The organism is Treponema sp. R6D11, from assembly GCF_054786075.1.
Genome location: NZ_BDHD01000761.1, coordinates 1 through 538, shown reverse-complemented (window position 1 = coordinate 538; position 538 = coordinate 1). Strand labels below are relative to the sequence as shown.

The 538-nt window shown below is 45.5% G+C and carries 1 pseudogene; it reads left to right on the top strand.

The annotated features are described in order from the left end of the window. Positions 1-538 (top strand): annotated as a pseudogene (locus ACYVTD_RS15945) (ribonuclease II); the annotation flags it as partial.

Here is a 538-nt window from a genome sequence, read left to right as displayed (position 1 = left end):
CGCACTGGTAATTTACAAGAACAAACCCGCTATAGTTAAAGACTATGCGGACGGAAAATATTCAATTTCTCTGCAAAACGGCGAACAGGTAAAGGTTCGGGATAAGGACATTGAATTGCTCCATACTGGTCCTGTAAATAATTTTGCGGAAATAGAGCGCGATAGCCGGTCTGTATCAGCAATACGCGAGGTGTGGGAATTATTATCCGGCGAAGCAGAGGCATTAACATTAAAAGATCTAGCCGGTTTTATTTGCAACGAGTATACGCCGTCTTCCGCTTATGCCGCATATTGCGCGTTAAAAGACGGTTTGTATTTTTGCGGACAGCTTGACGCTATTACCCCGCGAAGCAAGGACGAAGTAACCGCAGAAGAGTCAAAAAGAGCCGCCGTGCGCGTGGAGACAGGCGAGCGAATGCAATTCTTGGAGAGGCTAAAGGCGTGTTTAAAAAATCCCGATCAAAATAAACTTTTAGCGGAAGACGCCAGATACCTTCAAGATGTGGAAGCTCTTGCCTATGGAAAATCGGCAAAAAGC